The organism is Nocardiopsis sp. Huas11 (assembly GCF_003634495.1).
Classification (GTDB): domain Bacteria; phylum Actinomycetota; class Actinomycetes; order Streptosporangiales; family Streptosporangiaceae; genus Nocardiopsis.
The window spans coordinates 5,053,013-5,068,945 of sequence record NZ_RBKY01000001.1 but is presented as its reverse complement, the minus strand read 5'-3'; the positions used below and the strand labels follow the sequence as shown (position 1 = coordinate 5,068,945).

Below are 15,933 nucleotides of genomic sequence, written 5' to 3'. Positions count from 1 at the left end.
CTCCTCACTGGCCGAAGATGGACAGCTTCTGGCGTTGGATGCTGGCGGTCAGGTCGGCGATGTCGTCGGGCCGGCTCAGGAAGCGCTGGAGTGCGGGGATCATCACGATGGACGCGAAGTCGGGGCGCGAGTCCCGGTCCATGTACTGGGTGAGCGCTCCGGCGTTGACGACCATGTCGTTGACCTTGGCCTCCAGTGGGCTGAACGCGCTGGTGTCGGCGTCCAGCCGCAGGGGCAGTGCCTGGGGGTCGACCGCGGTGTAGACCTCCTCGGCCTCGCGCGTGCCGAAGTGGGCCAGCAGGGCGTGTGCGGCCTCGGGGTTGCGCAGGGTTCCCGAGGCCATGAACCCGTCGATGGGGGCCTCGACCACGTCGGCGCCGATCTCGGAGTCGAACTCGGGGAAGGGGAAGCAGTCCAGGTCGTCCAGGTCCTCGCCCTCGGGGAAGACGTGGGTGAGGAACATGCCGCAGAGCATCATCCCGGCCTCACGGCGCACCAGGGCGGTCTGTGCCTCGTTGATGCCCCGGCCCAGGGGGTCGGCCTGGTGGTGGGGCAGCAGCTCGGCCCAGGCGCCGAAGACGGCGCGGACCTCGGGGGAGTCCCAGGAGTGCAGGCCGTCGAGGAGTTCGAGGTGGAACTCGGGGCCGTTCAGGCGCAGGTTGAGGTGGTCGAACATGCCCATGGCGGGCCAGCCCTCACGTACGCCCGAGGCGATCGGTTCGAGGCCGTCGCGGCGCATGCGCTCGCACAGTTCGACGAATTCCGCCCGGGTGGTGGGCGCCTCGTAGCCGTTCTCCTCGAACAGGCTCCTGCGGTGGAACACCGCCCAGGGGGCGGTGGAGTCGGGGATCATGTACTGCTTGCCGTCGGGGCCGGAGCACAGGTCGCGGACCTGGTCGGTGAAGGCTCCGTCGAGCTCCTCCCACACGGCGGAGACGTCGCTGATCAGGCCGCGTTCGGCGAAGAAGCGCGTCCGGTACCCGGCGAACCAGGCGATGACGTCGTCCGGGGTGCCCTGGAGGTAGTTGTTGATGCTCTCCTGGAAGGACGTGGAGTCGAAGGTGTTGATCTCCACGCTGTGCCCGGACCGCTCCTCGAAGAGGCCGACGATGTCCTGCATGGCCGCGCGCTGGGCGGCGTTGGCGCGGTTGGAAGTCAGGGTGACGGTGTTCGGGTCGGTGGAGGAGCAGCCGGCCAGGGCGGGCAGGGCCGCGAGGGTCCCGGCGCCCGCCAGCCCTCGCAGCAGGGTGCGGCGGGCCGGTCCGGGCGGCGCCGGAGGTCGGGGGTGCATCGTGGGCTCCTCCCAAGGGGTGTGAAGGCGGTCACAGGTGGATCTTCCACACGTAGCACCCCCGGTGTCAACAGGTACGAACTTTTTCCAACAGGTATCCACGGTCGGATTGACACCGGTACGGAACCTGCCAGGGTGTTACCAACATCTTCAAACAATTCCAGGAACCCCAAGGAGACGGATTGCTGGCCGCCCAACGGCAGGAGCGGATCCTCGACCAGGTACGGCGGGCCGGAGCGGTCCGCGTCGCCGACCTCGTCGAGAGCCTGGCGGTGTCGGACATGACCATCCGGCGCGACCTCGACGCGCTGGAGGAGCGCGGCGCCCTGCGCAAGGTGCACGGCGGAGCCGTCAGCGCCCAGGGCCCGCGTACCGAGGAGCCCGGATTCGAGGCCAAGGCGACCCGCCAGGCAGCCGAGAAGCGCGCCATCGCCCGCGCCGTGGCCGGCCTGGTCGAACCGCACAGCGCCGTGGGCCTGTCCGCGGGCACCACCACCGCGGCCGTGGCCGAACACCTGTGCGAGATCCCCGGTCTCACCGTGGTCACCAACTCCCTGCGTGTGGCCCAGGTCCTGTACGGCGCCCCGCGCCAGGACCGCACCGTCGCGCTCACCGGCGGATTCCGCACCCCCTCCGACGCCCTCGTCGGTCCGCTCGCCCTGACCTCCCTGCGCGGCCTCAACCTCGACGTGCTCATCCTGGGCGTGCACGGCATGGGGGTCCGCTCCGGCTTCACCACCCCCAACCTCATGGAGGCCGAGACCGACCGCGCCCTGGTGGAGGCCGCCGGCACGCTCGTGGTCGCCGCCGACCACACCAAGTGGGGCACGGTGGGGGTCAGCACCATCGCCCCGCTGGACCGGTGCGACGTGCTCGTCACCGACACCGGCCTCGACGCCGCCGCGCACCGGGCCCTGACCGAGCACGTGGGCCGCGTGGTGACCGCTCCATCCGCAGAGGACGGGTGAGCGGGACCGGCGGGCGGGGCGCAACCGAGGGCACCGCGCCCGCGGGTCGCCCGGTACCCGGCCGACCCGCGGGCTGAACACCGCCCCGGGAAAACCACTGGTGCGCCCGTGCACGCTGCCACTACGGTTTCGCGAAGCCGCTCCACAGGGCGGCCCCGAACCCGGCGAGGAGCAGCAGCGGTGGACGTGCACGACTACGCCCGGCACGACGCCGTCGGCCTGGCCGCCCTGATCCGCCAGGGCCGGGTCAGCGCCGCCGAGGTCGAGACGGCCGCCAGGCGCGCGCTCACCGACGCCCACGCCCGGCTCAACGCCCTCACCGGGCCGCTCTTCGACGCGCCGACCGACCACGACCCCGACGGTCCCCTGGCCGGGGTGCCCTTCGTCATCAAGGACAGCGGCCCCTTCGCTCGGGGCGTGCCCTCCGCTCTGGGCAGCAGGGGCCTGCTCGCGGTGGCCCGGCGCGACCATACCCTGATGGCACGCCTGCGCGCCGCCGGGCTCACCGCCCTGGGCCAGAGCACGGCGCCCGAACTCGGGCTCAACTTCGCCACCGAGTCCCGCCGCCACGGGCCCACCCGCAACCCCTGGGACGCCGCGTTCGGCGTCGGCGGCTCCAGCGGGGGAGCGGCCGCGCTGGTGGCCGCCGGAGCGGTCCCCTTCGCCCACGGCAACGACGGGGCCGGGTCCCTGCGCGTGCCCGCCTCCGCCTGCGGCGTGGTCGGGCTCAAGCCCACCCGGGGGCGCACCCCCTGCGGTCCCGACGCCGGGGAGGCGGGATACGGGCTCGTGACGGAGTTCGGCCTCACCCGCACCGTGCGCGATGCCGCCCACCTGCTGGACGCCCTGGGCGCCCCGCCCCTGGGCGAGAAGTTCGTGGCCCCCGCGCCCGCCGTCCCCTTCGCCGAGGCCGTGCGCCGCGACCCCGGGCGGCTCCGGATCGCGGTGACCACCCGCCCCTGGGCCGAGACGGAGGTCGACGCCACCGTGGCCGAGGCGGCCCTGGACACCGCCCGCGCCCTGGAGTGGTTCGGCCACACCGTGGTCGAGGACGCCCCGGTCCTGGACCCCGAGGACGTGGTGGAGGGCTGCGTCCTGGCCGCCACGGCCACCGGCACCGCCCTGCTGCGACTGCCCCGCCTACCCGACCCGGCAGGGCTGGAGGCCGTCTCCCGCCAGGTCCTGGCCGAGGCACGGCGGTGCACCGCGGTGGAGGTCGCCGCCGCCCTGGACGCCCAGCACCGCGTCACCCGCACCGTGTCCCGGTTCCTGGACGACCACGACCTGCTGGTCACCCCCACCCTGGGGCGCACGCCCGCGCCGCACGGCACACTGGACTACGACGCCCCCGGGCACTCCGTGCGCTCCTGGCTGCGCAGGATCTTGTCCTACGGGCCCTTCACGGCGCCCTTCAACGTCTCCGGGCATCCCGCGATCAGCCTGCCCCTGGCCCAGAGCCCGCGCGGGCTCCCCATCGGCGTCCAGCTGGTGGCCGCCGCCGGCCGCGAGGACCTGCTCCTGATGGTGGCCGCCCAGCTGGAGGCGGCCCTGCCCTGGCACGACCGGCTGCCGCCCGCCCACGTGTGAGTCCGTCCGGGGTCGCGGGCGCGGGCGGCGCGCGCGCCGTTTGGCCGGGTCCCGATGGCGGGTACGGTGCCCGGGGCAGCCGCCGACGTCCACCGAGGGGGAACCATGCCCGAGCCGATCGACCTGCACGCCAGCGCCATGGACGAGTTCGACCGCAGGGTCAGGGCCGTGGGCACGGCCGACTGGGCGCTGCCCACGCCCTGCGCCGACTGGGACGTGCACGACCTGGTCGACCACCTGGTGACCGAACAGCTGTGGGTGCCGCACCTGCTCGCCGGCGGCCGGGTGGAGGAGATGGCCGAGGAGCTCGCGGGCGACAACCTCGGTGAGGAACCCGCCGCCACCTGGGCGGTGGCCTCCCGTGAGGCCCGTCTGGCCTGGCTCTCGCCCGGGGCGCTGGAGCGCACCGTGCACCTGTCCATGGGCGACGCCCCCGGCGAGAACTACCTGTGGGAGATGACCTTCGACCTGGCCGTGCACGCCTGGGACCTGGCCCGGGCGGTGGGCGCCGACGAGCGCCTCGACCCGGACCTGGTGGCGGCGCTGCGGGAGTGGGCGGGGGACCGGCCGATGGGGCCGGGTCCGATGTTCGACGCCCCCGCCGATCTCTCGCGGGACGCCGGGCCCCAGGAGCGGCTGCTGGCCCTGACCGGGCGCACCCCCTGACCACCGGCCCGCCGCTCAGTGGCGGCGCAGGGTGAACCAGAAGGTGGGGAAGGGGTTGGTGCCCGGGGTGGTCTCGACCAGCTCCCAGCCGGTGAACCTGGTGGCGATCTCCTCGGTGCTCACGCCCGCCTGCGGGTCGTCGAAGGCGCCGAGGCCGTAGCCGAACATCAGCAGCAGCGCGCCGGGCACCGCACGGCGGGTCAGGCCCGCGACGTAGGCGTCGCGGCGGTGCGGGGGGATGCCGCACAGGCAGCTCAGATCGAAGAACAGGTCGAACGGGCCGGGTGCGTCCACCTCGTCGAGCCGGGTGGCGTCGCCGTGCAGCAGACGCGGCGCCACGCCCGCCCGCGCGGCCCTGTGGCGGGCCTCCTCCACGGCGCGCTCCACCAGGTCCACCCCCACCACGTCCCAGCCGTGCCGGGCCAGGTACACGGCGTTGGTCCCGGTGCCGAAGCCCAGTTCGAGGGCGCGGCCCGCCGGCAGCGGGTTCTCGCCCTCCACCAGGGCCACGAGCTCGGGCGGGGTGATGCCGGTGTCCCACGGCGGCGGGCCCTGGCTGTAGAAGCCCTCCAGGTAGTCGCGCTGGTCCTGCTCCTGCTCGAGTTCGGTGCGCGGTCGTGCGGTGTCCACGGGCCCTCCAAGTAATTAGAGTTGGTATCTAGTGACTAACTCTAGTTATAGACTCGGCGCGTGGAACACGTCAAGAAACCGGACCAGCGGACCGAGCGGGCGCGCCGGACCCGCGCGAAGATCGTCGAGGCGGCCCGGGAGCTGTTCGTCGAACACGGGTACGGAGCGACCAACCTCCAAGAGGTCGCCGACCGGGCCGGCGTGGCCGTCCAGACCGTCTACTACGTCTTTCGCAACAAGCGCACGCTGTTCAAGGACGTCATCGACACCGCCATCGCCGGCGACACCGAGCCGGTCGCGACCATGGACCGGGAGTGGTTCCGCTCCGCGTGCGCCGAGCCCACCGCCGCCGCACAGCTGCGCTCGCACGTGCACGGCACCCGGCAGGTCCTGGAGCGCGTCGCGCCGGTCATGCCGCTGATCGCGGCGGCCTCGGCCACCGACCCCGAGATCGCCGCCCAGTGGCCCGAGGGCGAGGAACCGCGCTACACCGTGCAGCACGCCGCCGCCCGGGCGCTGGCCGCCAAGCCGGACCTGCGACCCGGCGTCAGCGCCACGACGGCCGCCGACCTGCTCTTCGGGTTGCTCAGCCCGCAGCTGTACCTGCTCTTCGTGCGTGATCGCGGCTGGTCGCCGCAGCGGTGGGAGGACTGGGCGCTGGCGACACTGCGCGCCCAGCTGTGCGCCGACTGAGCGTCGCCAGAGCGCCGAACGCACGCGGCGGCCCCGGAGCATGGTGCTCCGGGGCCGCCGGTGTGCCAGGGGAGTGGTCTCGGTGTCAGGCCTCCACGCGCTCGGCCGTGCGCTCGTCGAAGTTCATCTCCGGCGGGGCCTGGCGGAACCCGCGGGTGACATAGGCGAGCTGGGCCAGGCCGATCAGCGCCCACACGCCGCCGATGACGAAGGCCAGGCCGCTCAGGTTGGTCCACAGGTACACCGTCAGCGCCAGCCCGACGCCGGGCACGAGCCCGTAGCGGACCAGGTCGGCACGGGTGCGCATCCGCTCGCGGACCACGAAGTGGCAGATCACCGACAGGTTCACCGCGGAGAAGGCCACCAGGGCGCCGAAGCTGATGAAGGAGGCCACGGTCTCGATGTCCAGGAACACCGCGCCCACGGAGACCGTGCCGACCAGCACGATGTTGGCCGCGGGGGTCGAGTAGCGGGGGCTGAGCCGGCCGAAGACGCGGCGGGGGAGTGTGCCGTCGCGCCCCATGGCGTAGAGCACGCGCGAGACGCTGGCCTGGGAGCTGAGCGCGGAGCCGAAGGAGCCGATGATCAGCGCGGTGGTCAGCAGCGCCGCCAGCAGGTCGCCGCCCAGGGCGCGCATGATGTCCAGCGCCGCGGAGTCCACGTCGGTGAAGCGGGTGTGGTCGGGGAAGACCATGTGCCCGAACCATGAGGCGGCCACGAAGATCAGCCCGCCCAGCAGGGTGACGAGCATGATCGCCCGGGGGACGTCGCGGCCGGGGTTCTCCGCCTCCTCCGAGAGCGTGGTGACCGCGTCGAAGCCCAGGAAGGACTCGGTGAGGATGGCCGCGGCCGCGATGACCGGCAGGATCTCCAGCCCGGTGCCCACGAAGGGAGCCAGCGGATGGATGTCGGCCTGGCCGAACAGGTGCCGGGCGCTCAGGGCGAAGAACAGCAGCAGGAACGCGATCTGGGCGCCGACGATGAAGGTGTTGGCGCGGGCCACGATCTGGATGCCGCGCACGTTCAGGGCCGTGATCACGACCAGGAAGCCGATGATCCACACCCAGTCGGGCACGGAGGGGAACTGGGCGTTCAGGTACAGGCCGATGGTGATGTAGTTGATCAGCGGCAGGAACAGGTAGTCCAGCATCATCGTCCAGCCCACCATGAACCCGGTCCGCGGCCCGAGCGACTTCTGGGCGTAGACGTAGGCCGAGCCGGTCGAGGTGTAGACCCGCGACATCCGCCCGTAGGAGTAGGCGGTGAAGAGCATGGCGACCAGGGCGACCAGCACGGCGGAGGGCAGGCGGCCCCCGGACAGGGCCGTGGCCACGCCGTAGACGGTCAGGATGGTCGTCGGCACGAGGTAGGCCAGGCCGAACAGCACCAGATGCGGGAGCTTGAGGACGCGCTCCAACCGGGGGGTCGTCTTTGACAACAGATCGACCTTCCTGCGAGGTATATCACCACTTGCATGGCTTCAGGGCTTATGTGAACCAGCCCACCATGACAGACATCACGTCCACAGTGCAAGCGAATCACTCGCAAAGAATCGGCGTGACAACTGAATCATGACTGTTAGCCTTGTGGCGCAATGAAATCAGTTGCCTCGCCGGGGGTGTCTCGTACGTCCGCACCAACACCCCGCACCCCGGTGCGCCCGACCTCGTCCGCACGCACGAACGGGGCCCGGCGCCGCAGCGCCGGACCCCGCCCCCACACGCGCTCAGACCCCCGACAACTCCATCCTCAGCACCAGGGCCACCAGCTCCACCAGCACCTCCTTGGCCGACTCCCGACTGCGCGCGTCGCACAACAGCAGCGGCACCTTCTCCTCCAGGTCCAACGCCACCCGCACGTCGTCCCCGCGGTGCGTACGCTGCCCGTCGAAGCAGTTCACCGCCACCACGAACGGCACCCCGCGGCTCTCGAAGAAGTCGATCGCCCCGAAGGAGTCCGACAGCCGGCGCGTGTCGGCCAGCACCACCGCGCCCAGCGCCCCCTCCACCAGCTCCGCCCACATGAACTCGAAGCGCTTCTGGCCCGGCGTCCCGAACAGGTACACCACCGTGGACTCGTCCAACGTGATCCGGCCGAAGTCCAGCGCCACCGTCGTCGTGGTCTTGCCCTCCACCCCGACCAGGTCGTCCACACCCACGCTCTCGGAGGTCATCACCTCCTCGGTGTGCAGCGACTCCACCTCGCTCACCGCCGAGACCAGGGTGGTCTTGCCCGCGCCGAAACCCCCGGCGACCAGGATCTTCAAGGTATCGGGAACGGGTCCCGCCCCCTCGGAGGCCATCACGTCCAACGCCACTCCACCTCACAAAGCACGAATACGCTCCAGGACCGACCGCAGCGTCGCGGCGTCCGGACGCCGCTTCTCCCACTCCGAGCTGTGCACCACCGCGTACCCCTGATCCAACAGGTCGGCCAACAGGATCCGCACCACTCCCAGTGCGAATCCCGAACGCGACGCCACCTCCGCCACCGACACCGGCCGCGCACACAGCGACAGCAACAGCGCGGGCTCGGGGTCAAGCTCCACCGGATCCACCGACGGGACCGCCACCACCTGGGAGGTCAGGGTCAGATCCGACCGCGACGGACGCGTACGCCCGCCCGTCACCGAGTACGGCCGGATCAGACTCGAATCCCCCGGGTCACCGGGCGGCACCCCGCTCACCTCACGCCACCACCCCGCCGTCGCGGCAGCGCCGACAGGTGCGGACCCACCTGGCGCACCAGGCGGTTCATCTCGAACGCCGCCTGACCCATGTCACAGGAGGACTCCGCGACCAACGCCAACGACGCCCCCCTCCCGGCCGCCAGGACGAAGAAGAGCACGCTGTCCATCTCCACCACCGTCTGACGCACCTCGGCCGCCCCGAGTTGCGCCCTGGCACCACGCGCCAGACTCGCGAACCCCGACGCGACCGCGGCCAGCCGCTCGCCCTCCTCGCGATCCAGCCCCCGCGAGCCCGACAACAGCAACCCGTCCGCCGACAGCAGCAGCGCCTGACGCGCGCCCACCACCCGCTTCACCAGGTCGCTGAGCAGCCAGTCCAGCGTCTGAGCCGGAGAACGCTCCTGCTCACCGGCGTCCGTGACCCGGTTCTCCGCCGCAGCACCCGCCGACATCGACATCACCCTTCCACGTCCTCTCCTGGGCGCGCACCGCGCGCACCGACCTCTCCACCAGAACTCTCGGACTCCGCGCGACCGCGCCTCGTCCCGGCCTGGAACGCGCTCATCATCGACCGGATCTCCGTCAACGGACGCGGACCGGTCGCGTCCCGCTCCGGCTCCGACGCGGCGGGCGACTCCCGCCCCCGGCGCCGACGCCGGGGCAGGCCCATGTAGGTCTCCTCGGCCACATCGCCCTCCGCCACCGCCTCGGCCTCCCCGCTCGCCACTACCGCGGCGGCCACCGCCTCGGGCTCGACGACCGGATCCCCCTCGCCCTCATCGACGACAGGCGAGGACACGGGGGACCCGACGGGCGCGTCGGGAGGCGGCGCGGGGCGGACGCCACCGGCGGGCTCGGGCACACGGCCGCGCACGACCGGCTCCCGCACGGCCTCGGCCGGCTCCGGCGCCCGCACCGGCAAGGCCACGGGCGCGGGGCGGGCCGGCTCGACCGGCGCCAGCGCCCCCTCCGGGATCACCACCACCGCGAGCGTGCCGTGCGAGGAGGACTCCAACGACACCTCCAGCCGGTGCCGGGCGGCGACCGTGGCCACCACGAACAGGCCCAGCTGCGAGTCCTCGCGCACATGGCGCAGATCGAAGCGGGGGGCGTCCGCCAGCAGCGCGTTGGCGCGTGAGACCTGGGTCTCGCCCATGCCCAGACCACGATCGCGCACCCGCAGCACGACCCCGCCCCGGCGCAGGCGCTCACCCGTCACCGTCACCTCGGTGCCCGGCGGCGAGAACACGGTCGCGTTCTCCAACAGCTCGGCCAGCAACCGCATCAGGCCCGCCCCGACATCGCCCCGCAGCGCCACCTCGGGCAGCCGGTCCAACCGCACCCTGGTGTAGTCCTCGATCTCGCTGGAGGCCGCCCGCACCGCGTCGTGCAGTCCGACCGGCTCCCAGCCGCGCCGTACGGGCGCGTCCCCGCTCAGCAGCATGAGGTTCTCGGCGTTGCGCCGCAGCTGCGTGCTGAAGTGGTCGATACGGAACAGCGACTCCAGGACCGAGGGGTCGGTCTCACCGCGCTCCAGGGAGTCCAGCAGACTCAGCTGGCGGTGGACCAGCGACTGCGTGCGCCGCGCGATGTTGCGGAACATGGTGCGCACGCCCGCCCGCACCTGTGCCTCCTCCACGGCCGCGGCCACCGCGGCGCGCTGGGCGGTGTCGAAGGCCGCCGCCACCTCGCCGATCTCGTCGGCGCGACCCTGGGCCAGCCGCGGGACCTCCTCGTCCACGTCCACCTGCTCGCCCCGGCGCAGCCGCGCCGTGACCGAGGGCAGGCGCACCTGGGCGTGCTCCAGCGTCGAGGAGCGCAGCCGCTGCAACCGCCGCCCCACCCGCTGGGCCCCGGCGACGGCGACCGCGCTGGAGGCCAGCGCGACCAGCAGCGCCGGCACGCTGATGAGCAGCACCTGGTCGCGCAGGGAGGCGGCGTGGGCGTGGCTCAGGGCCACGACCCGCTCCATCTGCGACTCCTCCACCTCGCGCATCCGGATGTCCAGGGCCTCGGCCGCGCCGTGCCAGGTGGGGGTGTTGACCGGGATCGTGCCGCTGCGGCGCAGGGGAGTGCCGACGATGCTGCCCTGCAGCAGGTAGACGGTGTGCAGCACCGAGTAGGACTCCAGCGCCACGTAGTCCTGTCGGTCCTGGTCGCTGAGCTCGGTGCCCACCCGCGCCCAGGCGTAGCGCTGGGCTCCGGCGGCCGCGGCGAAGGCGGCGTGGGACTCGGCGGGGAAGGAGTTGGTGGCCACGGCGTGCGCCAGCACGGCGTCCTGCTGGTTGAGCAGTTCGCGGGTGCGCATCAGAGAGGTCAGGGAGCGCAGGTGGGGGACCTGTTCGGGGTCGGACAGCGCGACCAGGGAGTCCCACACGCGCAGGCCGTGCTCGATGACGTCGGTGTAGGTGCCGGCCGCCTCCTTCATGGTCATCCCGGAGGGGGAGAGCTCGTCCACACGCGCCCGGTGGCCCTGGACCCGCTCCATGGCGCTCTGGAAGCGCAGGGCGGGCGGGGGGACCTCGTCGGCACCGAAGGCCGCGATCCGCCGGTCCAGGTCCGCCACGGCCTCGTCGGTGCGCTCGCGGGCCCGCGTCAGGTCGCGCAGGTTGCTCTCGGTGGGGTTGGCCGCGGCCATGGTGGCCCTGCGCTCGCGCTGGAGCTCGCCGATGACGGCGACGGCCGGCCCGCCGATCTCCTCGGTCACCGACGCGGTGGTGCGCAGCTCGCGGATGTCGGTGAGCATCACGGTGGTGAGCACGGCCCACAGGACCAGCAGGGTGGTGCTGGGGATGAGGACCAGAGTGATCATGCGGGCCCGCAGCGATCGACGCTTGTGCTGGGGCATGGACTCGCTTCCGGGGGAGGGGAGGACGACGCGGGGGCGCCCACCGGGGGAGGGGGTGTCCGGAGTTCCCCAGAGTGAACAGCCCCGGAGGGTGATTGCGCAAGTGCCCGATGACGCTCCGCAGGCGCGATCGGCACCGATGCCGCAGGTCAGAGCAGAAGCTCTCGATCTCGCAACATTAAAAATCTACGTCGTAAAGGTGGCGCGTGCTTTGAAAAAGCACCTACGACCAAAGGAGCGGCTTCGCCGCATCGAACACCCTGAGGGTTCGTGCGAACGTACGTGAGTGCGGTCGGGTACCCGGGTATGCCGGACGCAGGAGAGGCCACCGCACGGGTACCGTCCAGTCACTCACTGGCACCGAAAGTGGCACCACCGGGGGAGAGGACCCATGAAGCTCACCGACGACCAGATCCGCGACGGGATGTCCCGGCTCACCGACTGGCACTGGGACCCCGAGCAGCCGGACATCCACCGCACCGTGCGCCTGCCCGACTTCGTCGCGGCCATCGAGCTGGTGAACAACGTCGCCCAGGCCGCGGAGCAGGCCGGACACCATCCCGACATCGACATCCGCTACAACAAGGTGCGGTTGTCGCTGTGCACGCATTCGGTCGAGGCCATCACCGAGAACGACATGGCCCTGGCCGCCCGCATCGACGAGCTCGTCGACTGAGCCGGCCGGCCCCCCGCTCGGGCCGAGCGGGGGCGGACCGGGGCCGGTGCGCGGGCCCTCAGGGCCTGCGGTCGCGGAAGGTGCGGCGCAGGTCGTTCACCCAGGCGTCGGGGTACTCCCACGGGATGAAGTGGCCCCCGTGCTCGTGGGCGGTGACGTTGACGTGGTTGAACCAGTCGCCCTGCGGGCCGGCTCTGAACGCCTGGACGCGCTCGTCGGCGGTGTGGATGCCGGGCGGGTTCTCGTAGGTGACGAAGGTGAGGCCGACCGGGGCCTGCACGGGCGGGGTGCGCTCGTGGGCAGGGGTCCAGGGGTAGCGGTTGGCGTTGGCGTAGTAACGCATCGACGTGGCGATGGAGTTGTTCACCCAATAGATCGGGGCATGGGTGAGCAGATCGTCTTTGCTGAAGACGGATTCGACGTCGCCGCCGTTGTCGCTCCAGGCGGGCGTCCTGCAGTCGCTCTCGGCGGAGATCTCCTACTCCACCTGGGACTACGTCGTGGGCGTCAATCTGGAGGGCGTCAACAACGGGGTGCAGACCTTCCTGCCGCGCATGATCGAGCGGGGTGGCTCCGGCCACGTCCAACACCGCCTCCGCGGCGGGTCTGGCGGTCTTTCCCGAGCGCAGTTCCGGCTACATGTACCACGCGTCGAAGTTCGCCGTCATCGGCCTGACGGAGGCACTGTACCGCGGGCTGGCCGACGAGGGCCGGCCCATCGGTGCGGGTGTGCTCATCCCCGGCATGGTCGCCACCGCGGTGGCGGCCAACAGTGTGCGCTGGGCTCCGCCCGGGTCCCTGGGGGCCCGCGCCGCGGGTGTGGCGCGGATCGCCGCGCGCGGTGACGCGGCGCTGGCCCGTTTCGGGCGCGACGTCGACAGTGTGGGCGCGATGGCGGTCGAGGGCATCCGGCGGGGCCGCCCGTACGTTCCCACGGATCGTCTGGCGGCGCGGGCGCTGGCCGAGCGTACCCGGGCCGTCATCGCGGCGATGCCCGTGGAGGAGCCGGCTCAGGACGATGCCCTGGGGCGGGCGATGCGCGGGCGTTCGCGGTGAGGGGCGGGGTCAGCGCAGGCGGGAGCGGCGCATCTTGCCGGAGGCCGTGCGGGGGAGTTCGGGGACGAAGTCGATCTTCTCCGGTGCGGCGTGTTCGGCGAAGCGGGTGCGCACCCATTCCTTGAGTTCCTCGGCCAGGGCGGGGCTCTCGGTGTGGTCGGCGTCCAGGACGACGCGGGCGCCGATGAGTTGGCCGGCGAGGTCGTCGGGGATGGAGTAGACGCCGCATTCCTCGACCGCTGGGTGGGTGTTGAGGACGGCTTCGACTTCGCTGGGGCCGATCCGGTAGCCGTGGCTGAGGATGGCGCCGTCGTCGCGGGTGGAGAAGAAGAGCTGTTCGCTGCGGTCGAGGATGCCGGTGTCGCCGGTGAGGTAGTAGGCGTGGTCGGGGGTGAAACGCAGGTGGGAGGCGCTTTCGTTGCCCATGTAGCCCTGGAACCAGGCCAGGGGGCTGTGGGCGAGGGCGATCGCGATGCGGCCGTAGGTGCCCAGGGGGGCGGGGTCGTCGGAGATGGCTTCGAGGATGGTGATGTTCCATCCGGGCAGGGCGGGGCCGATGGATCCGGGTGTGGGTGTGGTGTTGGTGTGGTCGGTGGTGCCGTTGGGGATGCCGGCGCACCAGCCGAGTTCGGTTTGGCCGTAGTGGTCGCGTACGGGGACGCCGAAGATGTCGGTGACCCAGTCGATGACGTCCTGGCCGAGGATCTCGCCGGCGCTGGAGAGGCGTTGGACGATGATCTCGGGCGGCAGGGTCTTGGTGGCGGCGCGCAGGGTGCGGTAGGTGGTGGGGTCGGCGGCGAGGTTGGTGACGCCGTACATGCCCAGGACGTCGAGGGTGAGTTCGGGGTCGAAGAATCCGGCGCGCAGGGCGAGGGATCCGTGTCCGGCCAGGAGGGGGGAGATGACGCCGTGGTAGAGGCCGTAGGCGGATCCGGGGTCGGCGGTGTTCCAGTAGACGTCGTCGTCTTGGACGCCGAGGCCGAAGTGGTGGTAGGCGTGCATGGCGGCCAGGGCGCGGACGGGGACGGTGACTCCGCGGGGTGGTCCGACGACGGTGGACACGTACAGGATCGCGAGGGGGTCGTCGCCGGTGAGGGTGGTGTCGGGGACGGTGCGGGGGGTGGTGCCGGTGAGGGTGGTGAGGGTGTGGTCGCCCTCGCGTAGGGGTTGGGTGCCGGTGGTGGCGATGTCCCAGGTGGGGGTGCTGGTCATGTCGGGGCCGGGGTCGAGTTTGGTGCGGTACTCGTCGTCGGCGATGACCAGGCGGGTCTGGGAGTTGGTGAGGCGTTCGGCGATGGCGGAGGGGGCGAAGGAGGACAGGAGGGGGACGAGGACGGCTCCGAGTCGCCAGGTGGCCAGGGCTGTGATGGTGAGGTCGATGCCCTTGGGGATGAGGGTGGCGATGCGGTCGCCGGGGCCGATGCCGAGGTCGCGTAGGCCGGCGGCGAGGGCGTGGGAGCGTTCGGCGAGTTCGCCGAAGGTGAGGGTGGTGGCGGCGAGGGTGGGGCCGATTTGGGTGGTGGCGACCGTGTCGGGGTGGTGGCGGTCGCAGAGTAGGTGTGCCACCGATGTGGCGGGGGTGTCGTAGGTGGTGATCCAGTCGCGTGTGAGCTGCGCCGGGTCGGACATCGGTGGCGGTCCTCGTTTTCGGTCGGTTTGGTGGTGTTGGGAGGTACGTCAACACTATGCCCACCTGTGAAGTCGGACTCACTCGCGTGGGCTGTGGGGGTTGGGCGATGATGGGCTGATGGACAGTGCAGCGGTGGTGGAGCGGTTCGGTTTGGGTGCGGGTGTGCGGGCGTGGTTGGAGGAGGCCGAGCGGTTGCCGGATCCGGAGCGGTCGTTGGAGGTTCCGGCCGATCCGGCGGGAGTGTTGGATCTGTTCGCGTTGGGGGAGCGGGATCGGGCCGAGGTGGAGGGCCTGTGGCCGGACGCGGGGTGGCCGCCGGAGTTGTGGCACTTGGTGGGGTGCATGTATCGGCGGTTGTGCGCGGACGTGGATCTGCCGCTGGGGGGTTGGCGGGACTGGCCGACGCTGGTGGGGGCGCAGGACGCGCGGGTGCGGGCGGCGTCGTTGTGGGCGTTCGCGGCGATGGTTCCGGCGTTGTTCGATCAGCATGCGCGGTTGGGGGTGGATCGGTCGGTGACGGTGGCGACGTTGGCCGATGTGGGTGTGCAGATGGCGCGGTCGCGTCGGATGTTCGGTCGGTTGAGTGTGGAGACGGCGTCGTGGGTGGCGACCCAGTTCCGGGGGCGGTTGTTCTGGGTGGGCGGGTTGCAGTTGGAGCCGGCGTTGTTGGTGGACCAGGGGGGTGTGGAGTGGTTGTCGGAGGAGGAGGGGCGTTCGTTGGGTGCGGGGTTCGCGCCGGGTGAGGCGTGTGTGCGGCTGCACATTCCTTCGGGTGGGTTGGATCCGGTGTCGGTGGATGCGGCGCTTGCGGGGGCGCGGTCGTTCGCGCGGGCGCATCTGGGGATGGATCCGGTGGTGGCGACGTGTTCGTCGTGGTTGTTGGATCCGGTGTGGGGTGAGGTGTTGGGGGAGGACTCCAATATCGTGCGGTTCCAGCGGCGGTTCTCGTTGGTGGGGCGGGGTGTTCCGGGGGAGTCGGATGTGTTCCGGTTCGTGTTCGGGATGCCGGAGGTGGATGTGGCGGGTGCGCCGCGTGGGACGCGGTTGGAGCGTGCGGTGGTGGAGCGGTTGGAGTCGGGTGGGGGGTTTCGGGTGCGTACGGGGTGGTTGCGGTTGGAGTGAGGGTTGACTGAGGCATGACTGTGGGGCTCGTCCGGGTGGGCGGGCCCCTTGGTATGTGTGGGTGTGGGTGTGGGTGT

Annotated in this window: 16 protein-coding genes; 7 read left to right on the top strand and 9 right to left on the bottom strand. The window is 71.7% G+C overall.

From position 1 onward, the window contains the following. Nucleotides 1-4: 4 nt before the first annotated feature. Entirely contained in the window at nt 5-1,291 is a 1,287-nt protein-coding gene (locus tag DFP74_RS22920) for an ABC transporter substrate-binding protein (RefSeq protein ID WP_121184611.1), read from the bottom strand. A gap of 182 nt (nt 1,292-1,473) precedes the next feature. On the opposite strand from DFP74_RS22920, the gene DFP74_RS22915 reads away from it, so the two are divergent. The 3 genes from DFP74_RS22915 to DFP74_RS22905 all read left to right on the top strand — a co-directional run bounded on the left by DFP74_RS22915 (nt 1,474) and on the right by DFP74_RS22905 (nt 4,512). After that, complete coding sequence (locus tag DFP74_RS22915) at nt 1,474-2,259, top strand: DeoR/GlpR family DNA-binding transcription regulator (protein WP_121184610.1); 786 nt, start codon at nt 1,474-1,476, stop codon at nt 2,257-2,259. 180 nt (nt 2,260-2,439) lie between these two features. Continuing rightward, complete coding sequence (locus DFP74_RS22910; RefSeq protein WP_121184608.1) at nt 2,440-3,846, top strand: amidase; 1,407 nt, start codon at nt 2,440-2,442, stop codon at nt 3,844-3,846. Nucleotides 3,847-3,951: 105 nt separating this feature from the next. Continuing rightward, nucleotides 3,952-4,512: a TIGR03086 family metal-binding protein gene (locus DFP74_RS22905; RefSeq protein ID WP_121184606.1), complete on the top strand. Its 561-nt coding sequence runs from the start codon at nt 3,952-3,954 to the stop codon at nt 4,510-4,512. Nucleotides 4,513-4,527: 15 nt separating this feature from the next. Here the strand turns inward: DFP74_RS22905 and DFP74_RS22900 are convergent, their stop codons facing one another. Beyond that, a complete protein-coding gene (locus DFP74_RS22900; RefSeq protein WP_199725754.1) occupies nt 4,528-5,142 on the bottom strand; it encodes a class I SAM-dependent methyltransferase in 615 nt (204 codons plus the stop codon). Between the two features lie 60 nt (nt 5,143-5,202). Here DFP74_RS22900 and DFP74_RS22895 point away from each other — a divergent pair, with 60 nt between their 5' ends. Next, a complete protein-coding gene (locus tag DFP74_RS22895; protein WP_121184604.1) occupies nt 5,203-5,835 on the top strand; it encodes a TetR/AcrR family transcriptional regulator in 633 nt (210 codons plus the stop codon). 85 nt (nt 5,836-5,920) lie between these two features. Here DFP74_RS22895 and DFP74_RS22890 read toward each other — a convergent pair whose 3' ends face one another. The 5 genes from DFP74_RS22890 to DFP74_RS22870 all read right to left on the bottom strand — a co-directional run bounded on the left by DFP74_RS22890 (nt 5,921) and on the right by DFP74_RS22870 (nt 11,372). Then, nucleotides 5,921-7,273 carry an APC family permease gene (locus tag DFP74_RS22890; RefSeq protein WP_121184602.1) on the bottom strand — a complete coding sequence of 451 codons (1,353 nt, stop codon included), beginning with the start codon at nt 7,271-7,273 and terminating at the stop codon, nt 5,921-5,923. Between the two features lie 288 nt (nt 7,274-7,561). Beyond that, complete coding sequence (locus DFP74_RS22885) at nt 7,562-8,137, bottom strand: ATP/GTP-binding protein (RefSeq protein WP_199725930.1); 576 nt, start codon at nt 8,135-8,137, stop codon at nt 7,562-7,564. 21 nt (nt 8,138-8,158) lie between these two features. Continuing rightward, a complete protein-coding gene (locus tag DFP74_RS22880) occupies nt 8,159-8,521 on the bottom strand; it encodes a DUF742 domain-containing protein (protein ID WP_121184598.1) in 363 nt (120 codons plus the stop codon). Next, nucleotides 8,518-8,982, bottom strand: a complete 465-nt coding sequence (locus DFP74_RS22875) for a roadblock/LC7 domain-containing protein (RefSeq protein ID WP_121184596.1) — start codon at nt 8,980-8,982, stop codon at nt 8,518-8,520. Before DFP74_RS22875 ends, DFP74_RS22880 begins: the two co-directional genes overlap by 4 nt. Next, a complete protein-coding gene (locus DFP74_RS22870) occupies nt 8,982-11,372 on the bottom strand; it encodes an ATP-binding protein (RefSeq protein ID WP_121184594.1) in 2,391 nt (796 codons plus the stop codon). Before DFP74_RS22870 ends, DFP74_RS22875 begins: the two co-directional genes overlap by 1 nt. A gap of 391 nt (nt 11,373-11,763) precedes the next feature. Between DFP74_RS22870 and DFP74_RS22865 the strand changes: the two genes are divergently transcribed. Continuing rightward, on the top strand, nt 11,764-12,048 hold the full coding sequence (locus DFP74_RS22865) for a 4a-hydroxytetrahydrobiopterin dehydratase (protein ID WP_121184592.1): 285 nt from the start codon (nt 11,764-11,766) through the stop codon (nt 12,046-12,048). A 58-nt stretch (nt 12,049-12,106) separates the two neighbouring features. On the opposite strand, the gene DFP74_RS22860 is transcribed toward DFP74_RS22865, so the two are convergent. Beyond that, complete coding sequence (locus DFP74_RS22860) at nt 12,107-12,415, bottom strand: hypothetical protein (protein ID WP_233571111.1); 309 nt, start codon at nt 12,413-12,415, stop codon at nt 12,107-12,109. 200 nt (nt 12,416-12,615) lie between these two features. On the opposite strand from DFP74_RS22860, the gene DFP74_RS22855 reads away from it, so the two are divergent. Beyond that, nucleotides 12,616-13,104, top strand: a complete 489-nt coding sequence (locus DFP74_RS22855; protein WP_121184590.1) for an SDR family NAD(P)-dependent oxidoreductase — start codon at nt 12,616-12,618, stop codon at nt 13,102-13,104. Between the two features lie 9 nt (nt 13,105-13,113). Here the strand turns inward: DFP74_RS22855 and DFP74_RS22850 are convergent, their stop codons facing one another. Beyond that, entirely contained in the window at nt 13,114-14,733 is a 1,620-nt protein-coding gene (locus DFP74_RS22850) for an AMP-binding protein (protein ID WP_121184588.1), read from the bottom strand. Nucleotides 14,734-14,851: 118 nt separating this feature from the next. Between DFP74_RS22850 and DFP74_RS22845 the strand changes: the two genes are divergently transcribed. Further along, entirely contained in the window at nt 14,852-15,856 is a 1,005-nt protein-coding gene (locus tag DFP74_RS22845) for an acyltransferase domain-containing protein (RefSeq protein ID WP_121184586.1), read from the top strand. Nucleotides 15,857-15,933 lie beyond the last annotated feature (77 nt).